This is a genomic window from Paraburkholderia sp. J94, assembly GCF_905220285.1.
Lineage (GTDB): Bacteria > Pseudomonadota > Gammaproteobacteria > Burkholderiales > Burkholderiaceae > Paraburkholderia > Paraburkholderia tropica_A.
The window spans coordinates 230393-237631 of sequence record NZ_CAJMZH010000014.1; the positions used below are offsets into that span (position 1 = coordinate 230393).

Annotated in this window: 8 protein-coding genes; 1 reads left to right on the forward strand and 7 read right to left on the reverse strand. The window is 67.0% G+C overall.

Translation table 11 applies throughout. The features are described from left to right. Nucleotides 1-61: 61 nt before the first annotated feature. From U4Y88_RS27800 to paaA, 7 genes are all read right to left on the reverse strand, one after another. A complete protein-coding gene (locus tag U4Y88_RS27800; RefSeq protein WP_224015869.1) occupies nt 62-664 on the reverse strand; it encodes a TetR/AcrR family transcriptional regulator in 603 nt (200 codons plus the stop codon). Nucleotides 665-720: 56 nt separating this feature from the next. Further along, nucleotides 721-1554, reverse strand: coding sequence for a DUF1835 domain-containing protein (locus U4Y88_RS27805; RefSeq protein ID WP_321787673.1), 834 nt, complete (start codon nt 1552-1554; stop codon nt 721-723). A 243-nt stretch (nt 1555-1797) separates the two neighbouring features. Then, on the reverse strand, nt 1798-2886 hold the full coding sequence (gene paaE, locus U4Y88_RS27810) for a 1,2-phenylacetyl-CoA epoxidase subunit PaaE (protein ID WP_321787675.1): 1089 nt from the start codon (nt 2884-2886) through the stop codon (nt 1798-1800). 1 nt (nt 2887) lies between these two features. Then, nucleotides 2888-3415 (reverse strand): 1,2-phenylacetyl-CoA epoxidase subunit PaaD, encoded by a 528-nt coding sequence (gene paaD / locus U4Y88_RS27815; RefSeq protein ID WP_224015876.1) that lies wholly within the window; start codon nt 3413-3415, stop codon nt 2888-2890. Between the two features lie 41 nt (nt 3416-3456). Next, complete coding sequence (paaC, locus tag U4Y88_RS27820; RefSeq protein ID WP_321787679.1) at nt 3457-4263, reverse strand: 1,2-phenylacetyl-CoA epoxidase subunit PaaC; 807 nt, start codon at nt 4261-4263, stop codon at nt 3457-3459. A gap of 10 nt (nt 4264-4273) precedes the next feature. Next, nucleotides 4274-4558, reverse strand: a complete 285-nt coding sequence (paaB, locus tag U4Y88_RS27825; RefSeq protein ID WP_065061092.1) for a 1,2-phenylacetyl-CoA epoxidase subunit PaaB — start codon at nt 4556-4558, stop codon at nt 4274-4276. Between the two features lie 30 nt (nt 4559-4588). Beyond that, a complete protein-coding gene (gene paaA / locus U4Y88_RS27830) occupies nt 4589-5587 on the reverse strand; it encodes a 1,2-phenylacetyl-CoA epoxidase subunit PaaA (protein ID WP_224015881.1) in 999 nt (332 codons plus the stop codon). 271 nt (nt 5588-5858) lie between these two features. On the opposite strand from paaA, the gene U4Y88_RS27835 reads away from it, so the two are divergent. Continuing rightward, nucleotides 5859-7118 carry an SGNH/GDSL hydrolase family protein gene (locus U4Y88_RS27835; protein WP_321787681.1) on the forward strand — a complete coding sequence of 420 codons (1260 nt, stop codon included), beginning with the start codon at nt 5859-5861 and terminating at the stop codon, nt 7116-7118. Nucleotides 7119-7239 lie beyond the last annotated feature (121 nt).

Below are 7239 nucleotides of genomic sequence, written 5' to 3' on the forward strand. Positions count from 1 at the left end.
ACACATCATTTTGCGCCGCAGCAATATCGCCATATCGCTGCGCTATCTGGCCCGAAAAATATCAGGCCGTTTGCAGCCCGTGGTCGACCACCGCGATCACCTGTTCGGCGAACTCGCGGTAACCCATGCGCCCGCCCGGCTTCAGCCAGGTGAAGGTCCAGTTGATCATGCCGAACACCATCATCGTGAGCGCGGTCTGGTTATCCGCGGTCACGCGGCCCGGATAGGCGCGCGCGAGCTGGCGCGTGAACGCGGCGACCACGTCGCGCTGGCGGTTCAGGATGATTTCGCGTTGCGCGTCCACGAGATATTTGACGTCGTTGAGCAGCGCCACGTGGCGGCTGTGCGAGGTCTCGTACTCGACGAGGAAGGCGCGGATCAGCTCGGCGAAACTCTCGCGCTCGTCGAGGCCGCGGCGCTGGCTCGCGCCCTCTACCTCCGCGATGATCAGCATCAGCCGCTTCGTGTAGCGGTCGAGCAGATCGAAGAGGATCGCTTCCTTGCTCTCGTAGTAGTGATAGAGGCGGGCTTTGGACGTGCCGCTGGCGGCCGCGAGATCGGACATCGACGTGCTCGGATAGCTCGTCTGCGCGAATTTGGCCGCGGCGAGTTCGAGGATCTGGTCGCGTTGGGTTTCGTGGTCGGGCGCTCGGGTGCGTGCCATTGTTGGGGATCAGCGGAGATCGGCGAGGATCGGCGGGGTTAAGGGAATCGGCGGATTCAGCGCGAAAGGGACAGATGCGCGGCGGTGTGCGGCAGCGCCGGGCGCGTCGATCGCGTGCTGGCGCCGGCGGCGGGCGCGGCGCAGCGGTCGTCGTTCAGGCGCAGTTCGCCCGCGCCGGCCAGCTCGCGCAGGCGCCACAGCACGATCGGTTCGCGCACCGCGAAGCCCGCGCCGCGCGTGAGCGCCGCGCCGAGCGTGTCGCACCCGAGCCACGGCGCGCCGGCCGGGCATTGGGCGTTCAGGGTGTCGAGGATCTGCGCGTCGAGGTCGGCCCATGCGCCGCTCGTGAAGGTGTTGTCGCGCCAGCGGCGCATTTCGCCGTTCGCGAACTTCGCTTCCTGCCATTCGAGCGCGAGGCGCGTGATGCGCAGCACGGAGATCGGCGCCGCGTCGGGCAGGCGCACGCGCAGGCGTTCGGCCGCGTGCTCCGGCGAGCCGCTCAGGTCGTCGGTGGCGAGGCGCACTTCGTTCAGGCGTTGCGGCGCGCAGCGCAGCCGGTAGCAGACGCGGCGCAGCGTGAGCTGGTCGGCGGCGGCGTGCGTGTGCCAGATCACCACATGGGCGTCGTCGGCTTCGACGGCGGCGAGCGCCGTGCAGTCGTGCTGCGCGAGCGTGTCCGGCACCGCGCCGAGGCGCTGCCAGAACGCCGCGCGCTGTGCCGCGCCGGGATTGCCGCTCGCGTCGATGTCGCGCAGCGGACCGACCGTGAGGTCGTCGTTCAGTGCGATCACGCGCACGGCCTGGCCCGTGGCGGACTGGCCCGCCACGTCGAGAGCCTGTCGCAGCGCGGCTGCGGCCGGCTCGCCATGAATGAGGTGAATCGTGGTCATCGACAACTCGTTGCGCTCGCCATGAACGCCATAAACGCCAGCAAGCGCGCTAGAGACAAAAGGGACCGCCCGCGCGGCGCAGCGAAGTGCGCCTGGCGCGGGCGGCCCCTAGTGTAAGCGGATCGCCTGAGTGCCGAAAGCGTGCTGTTGCTCTAGAGCGGATATGTCACTGCTAATTTCCGATCAGGCACGATTTGCCCCTTAATGCGGCCGGAGGTTGGCCAAATGGCGTGCAGTGCGCGATCAACGCTCGTCGAAGCTCACCACCACGCGCTCGCTGACCGGATGGCACTGGCAGGTGAGCACGAAGCCGTCCTTCACTTCCTGCTCCTCGAGCGTGTAGTTCTTGTCCATCTTCACTTCGCCTTCGAGCACGCGCGCGCGGCAGGTGCAGCAGACGCCGCCCTTGCACGCATACGGCAGCGCGAGGCCGGCTTTCAGGCCGACGTCGAGCAGGCTCACGCCCTCGTACGGCAGACGCAGCTTGCGCTTCTTGCCGTCGATGACGATTTCCAGGTCGGCGGCCGGCGTATCCGCGGTGATTTCGACCGGCGGCACGCCCGCCTGTGGCAGCGGCGAGCCGAAGCGTTCGACGTGGACGTTCGGCTTCGGCACGCCTGCGGTGGCGAGCGCGGCCTCGGCGGCGTCCATCATCGGCGCGGGGCCGCAGATGAAGGCTTCGTCGATTTCGCCGGGCGGCAGCAGTGTGTCGAGGAACGCCGCGCATTTGGCCTGATCGAGCACGCCGTTGAACAGCTCGACGTCCTGGAGATCGTCCGAAAGCACGTGGTAGAGGCGGAAGCGGTCCATGAAGCGGTTCTTCAGGTCCTCCAGTTCCTCGGCGAACATGATCTGGTCGACGCTGCGGTTGCCGTAGACGAGCGTGAACGCGCTGCGCGGCTCGGTTTCGAGCGTCGTCTTGATGATCGCCAGCACCGGCGTGATGCCCGAGCCGCCCGAGAACGCCACGTAATGCTTGCCGTGATCGGCGTTCAGGTGCGTGAAGAAGCGGCCATCGGGCGTCATCACGTCGATTTCGTGGCCCGGCGCGAGCTGGTCGAACGCGAAGTTCGAGAAGCGCCCGCCGCGCACGCGCTTGATGCCGATGCGCAGTTCGCCGTCGCGGTCGTAATCGGTCACGCCGACGCAGATCGAGTACGAGCGGCGCGTCTCCTCGCCGTCGATATGGGTCTTGAGCGTGACGAACTGTCCTTGCGTGAACCGGTAGGCGTCGCGCAGCTCGGGCGGAACTTCGAACGCGACGGAGACCGCGTCCGCGGTTTCGGGACGTACTTCGCGGATGCGCAGCGAATGGAATTGCGGGGTGGCCATATCAGTACGGTTTGAAGTAGTCGAAGGGTTCGCGGCAGTCGAGGCAGCGGTACAGCGCCTTGCACGCGGTCGAGCCGAATTGCGCGAGGCGCTCGGTGTGCTTCGAGCCGCAGCGCGGACAGACGGGCGCGGGCAGTTTCGGCATGAAGGTGATCGGCTGCTCGGCCGCTTGTTTCGAGCCGCTGCCGCAGTTGCCCGTGGGCGGCGCGATGCCGTAGGCGCGCAGCTTTTCGCGCGCTTCGTCGGTGATCCAGTCGGTGGTCCACGCGGGCGTCAGGGTCGTGGCGATGCGGTACGGCGCGATCTGCGCGGCGTCGAGCGCGTGCGCGACGTCCTCGGCGATCTGCGACATCGCCGGGCAGCCCGAATAGGTGGGCGTGATGACCACTTCGAGCTGGCCGTCGTCGGCGCGGCGCACGTCGCGCAGAATGCCGAGTTCGCGGATCGACACCACCGGAATCTCCGGGTCCGGCACCGATTCGAGTGCTGTCCAGGCGCGTTCGAGCGCGCGGTCTGCCGTGGCTTGCATCGTCATGTCCTGTGAAGCTGGCTGTGGAGCGGCGGCGCGGATTACCAGCGCGCGCCCGGATGCTGGCGCGCGAGGCTCTGCATCTCGGCGAGCACGAAGCCCATGTGCTCCGAGTGTTCGCCGAGCTTGCCCGTGCTCACGTGCTTGACCGGCGCGGGCGCCACGAGCGTGGCTTCGTCGAGCGCGGCCTGCACGTCGGCGCGCCACGCGGCTTCGAACTGCGCGGTGAGTGGCGCGATGCCCGCTTCGGCCACGGCCGTTTCCACCGCATCCGTGCTGAAGAATTCGCGCGTGTACGGCATCAGCCAGTCGAGCGCGGCCTGGGCGCGGCGATGCGATTCCTCGGTGCCGTCGCCGAAACGGATCAGCCATTCGCGCGCGTGGTGCACGTGGTAGCGCGTTTCCTTGATCGAGCGTTCGGCGATCGCGGCCAGTTGCGGATCGGCGGAACGCAGCAGCGCGGTCCACAGATGCGCCATCAGCGACGCGTAAAGGAAGTTGCGCACGATCGTCACGGCGTAGTCGTTGGCCGAATGCGTCGTGCCGGCGAGCGGGCCGAAATGCGGCAGCTCGGCGAGCGTGTAGTTGGCGAACTCGCGCTCGGTGCGGAAATAGGCGTAGTCGTCCTCGGTGCGCTCGCGGCCGGTGAGCGCGCGGTCGAGCGTGGCGGCGTGCGTGTAGAGCAGGCGCGCCTGGCCGATCAGGTCGAGGCTCATGTTGGCGAGCGCGATGTCTTCTTCGAGGATCGGGCCGTGGCCGCACCATTCCGTGTTGCGCTGACCGAGGATCAGCGCGGTGTCGGCGAGGCGCAGCACGTACGCGAGGTGTTCTTGCGTGGGCGTCGTCATGGTCTCGCTCTTACATGTGGTTGACTTCGTCGGGCAGCGTGTAGAACGTCGGATGGCGATAGATCTTGTCGCCCGCCGGTTCGAACAGCTCAGCCTTCTCGCTCGGATCCGACGCCGTGATTGCCGCCGACGGCACCACCCAGATGCTCACGCCTTCCTGACGGCGCGTGTAGACGTCGCGCGCCATGCGCAGCGCCATCGAGGCGTCGGCGGCGTGCAGGCTGCCGCAATGCTTGTGATCGAGCCCCTGTTTGCTGCGCACGAACACTTCCCAGATCGGCCATTCCTTGTTCATCTTCCTGTCTCCTTCGAGTCTCTGATGGTGTTACGCGGCGTGCTTTTCGGCGCGCTGACGTTGTTTCTCTGCGTGGGCGAGGGCGGCTTCGCGCACCCACGCGCCTTCGTTGTGCGCTTTCACGCGCGTGCCGAGGCGCTCGCGGTTGCACGGGCCGTCGCCGTTGACGACGCGCCAGAATTCTTCCCAGTCGATCGTGCCGTAGTCGTAGTGGCCGCGCGCCTCGTTCCATTTCAGGTCGGCGTCGGGCAGCGTGACGCCGAGCACCTTGGCCTGCTCGACCGTGGCGTCGACGAACTTCTGGCGCAGGTCGTCGTTCGTGATGCGCTTGATGCCCCACTTGGCCGACTGGTTGCTGTGGACCGAATCGGCGTCGCTCGGGCCGAACATCATCAGCACCGGCCACCACCAGCGGTTCACGGCCTGCTGGACGAGTTCGCGCTGCGCCTCGGTGCCGCTCATCATCGCGAGCAGGGCGTCGAAACCCTGGCGCTGATGGAACGATTCTTCCTTGCAGATGCGGATCATGGCGCGCGCGTACGGGCCATAAGTGCAGCGGCACAGCGGGATCTGGTTCATGATCGCCGCGCCGTCGACCAGCCAGCCGATCACGCCGACGTCGGCCCACGTGGGCGTCGGGTAATTGAAGATGCTCGAATATTTGGCCTTGCCCGCGTGCAGGGCGTCGACCAGCTGGTCGCGCGAGACGCCGAGCGTTTCCGCCGCGCTATAGAGATAGAGGCCGTGGCCCGCCTCGTCCTGCACCTTGGCGAGCAGAATCGCCTTGCGCTTCAGGCTGGGCGCGCGCGAAATCCAGTTGCCTTCCGGCAGCATGCCCACGACTTCCGAGTGCGCGTGCTGCGAGATCTGGCGCACCAGCGTCTTGCGGTAGGCATCGGGCATCCAGTCTTGCGGCTCGATCTTGCCGTCGGCGGCCATGATGGCGTCGAACTGGACTTGCTCGGGCGAGTCGGCGCCCGCGTCGAGCGGCGCGACATTGCCGGGAATGTCGAGGGATTGCGTGTACATGGAGACGCTCTCGCAGGTGTTAGGTATGGAGCGCAGTATAAACCAACCGACCGGTCGGTAAATGAATATTTTGAGCTTGAATAAAAGGGCGTGAAGTCGCGGGGATCGATACGGACGATCCGATGTCGCGCTGATTGAGTTGTAGGCGGGATTGGCGCCCGGTGCGCGCGTCGACGTGTGGGTTTCGTTCGCCCGGTTTGTCAGGCGGATGGAAGGTCGCGCCGCAGAGCATGCGGCACAATGGGCGCTTTGCCTGCGCACTCGCTCCCGGATGAAGATTTCCCTCGCACACTACGCGGCCCGCGCCGCCTTTCTCGTCGCGCTCGGCGCTGCGACGCCCGCGTTTGCCGAACAGCCAGCCGGCGGCCACTGGGTGACGAGCTGGGCGACCGCGCTTCAGTCGATTCCGCAGCGTAACGCGCTGCCGCCGCTGTATCGCGCGCCGGACGTGGCGGGACGCACCGTGCGTCAGATCATTTACCCGACGCTGGGCGGCGACGTGGTGCGCATCCACATCAGCAATGTCTATGGCACTACGCCGCTGATGATCGGTGCGATGGCGATCGCGCCGTCGTCGGGCGGCTCGGCGACGAGCGAGGCGCAGACGGTGCGCGTGACCTTCGGCGGGCGCGAGGGTGTGTCGCTGCCGCCGGGCGGCGAGATGGACAGCGATCCGGTGCGTATCGCCGTGAAGGGCGGTGCGCCGTATGCGGTCAGCGCCTATATGGGGCCGCAGCAGACGCTGGTCGCGTGGCACCGCGTGGCGAGCCAGGTGAACTACGTGTCGCGGCCGGGCAATCATGTGATGGACCCGTCGATCGGCGCGTTCAATCAGCGTTTCACGCAGTATGCGTGGGTGACCGGGCTGGCGGTCGAGGCGTCGGGGGCATCGACGGTCGCGGCGATCGGCGATTCGATCACCGATGGCATGCGCTCGTCGCTCAACGAAAACCACCGCTGGCCGGATGCGCTGGCGCGGCGGCTCGCTCGCGAAGGGCGCGGCAATCTCGCGGTCATCGACATGGGGATCAGCGGCAACCGTCTGCTGAGCGATTCGCCCTGTTACGGCGAGGCGCTCGAGCGCCGCTTCGAGCGCGACGCGCTGCGTCCGGGCGTGCGCACGGCAGTGCTGCTGATTGGCATCAACGACATCAACTTCCAGGATATGCCGCCGCGCTCGGGGCTCGACTGCGACTTCCCGCATACGCGCGTGAACGCCGACGATCTGATTGCCGGTTACAAGCGCGTGATCGCGATGGCGCATGCGCGCGGCGTGCGCATTCTTGGCGCGACGATCACGCCGGCGGCGCTGCCGCCGCAGCGCGAGGAGATTCGCGCCAGGGCGAATCAGTGGATCCGCACGAGTGGCGCGTTCGACGGCGTGGTGGACTTCGATGCGGCGCTGCGCGACCCGGCCGATCCGCTGCGTCTGCGCCGCGAGTACGACAGCGGCGACCACATCCACCCGAGCGACTCGGGTTACACGGCTATGGCGAATGCGGTGCCGCTGGCCGCGCTCGAAGGGAAGTAAAGAAATCTTTGGTTACCCCCTTGCGCTGTAGCGAAGGGAGCGCTAATATTCGCCCCCTTCGCTGCACGCAGTACCGCAACGAAGCCCGCGACGAGAAACCCGCGGGTCGGTTCTTCAACTG

What these genes read in the sequence shown, in the direction of transcription:
- U4Y88_RS27800 (WP_224015869.1), bottom strand. Translation starts at nt 664, where the DNA reads ATGGCACGCACCCGAGCGCCCGACCACGAAACCCAACGCGACCAGATC.
- U4Y88_RS27805 (WP_321787673.1), bottom strand. Translation starts at nt 1,554, where the DNA reads ATGACCACGATTCACCTCATTCATGGCGAGCCGGCCGCAGCCGCGCTG.
- paaE (WP_321787675.1), bottom strand. Translation starts at nt 2,886, where the DNA reads ATGGCCACCCCGCAATTCCATTCGCTGCGCATCCGCGAAGTACGTCCC.
- paaD (WP_224015876.1), bottom strand. Translation starts at nt 3,415, where the DNA reads ATGCAAGCCACGGCAGACCGCGCGCTCGAACGCGCCTGGACAGCACTC.
- paaC (WP_321787679.1), bottom strand. Translation starts at nt 4,263, where the DNA reads ATGACGACGCCCACGCAAGAACACCTCGCGTACGTGCTGCGCCTCGCC.
- paaB (WP_065061092.1), bottom strand. Translation starts at nt 4,558, where the DNA reads ATGAACAAGGAATGGCCGATCTGGGAAGTGTTCGTGCGCAGCAAACAG.
- paaA (WP_224015881.1), bottom strand. Translation starts at nt 5,587, where the DNA reads ATGTACACGCAATCCCTCGACATTCCCGGCAATGTCGCGCCGCTCGAC.
- U4Y88_RS27835 (WP_321787681.1), top strand. Translation starts at nt 5,859, where the DNA reads ATGAAGATTTCCCTCGCACACTACGCGGCCCGCGCCGCCTTTCTCGTC.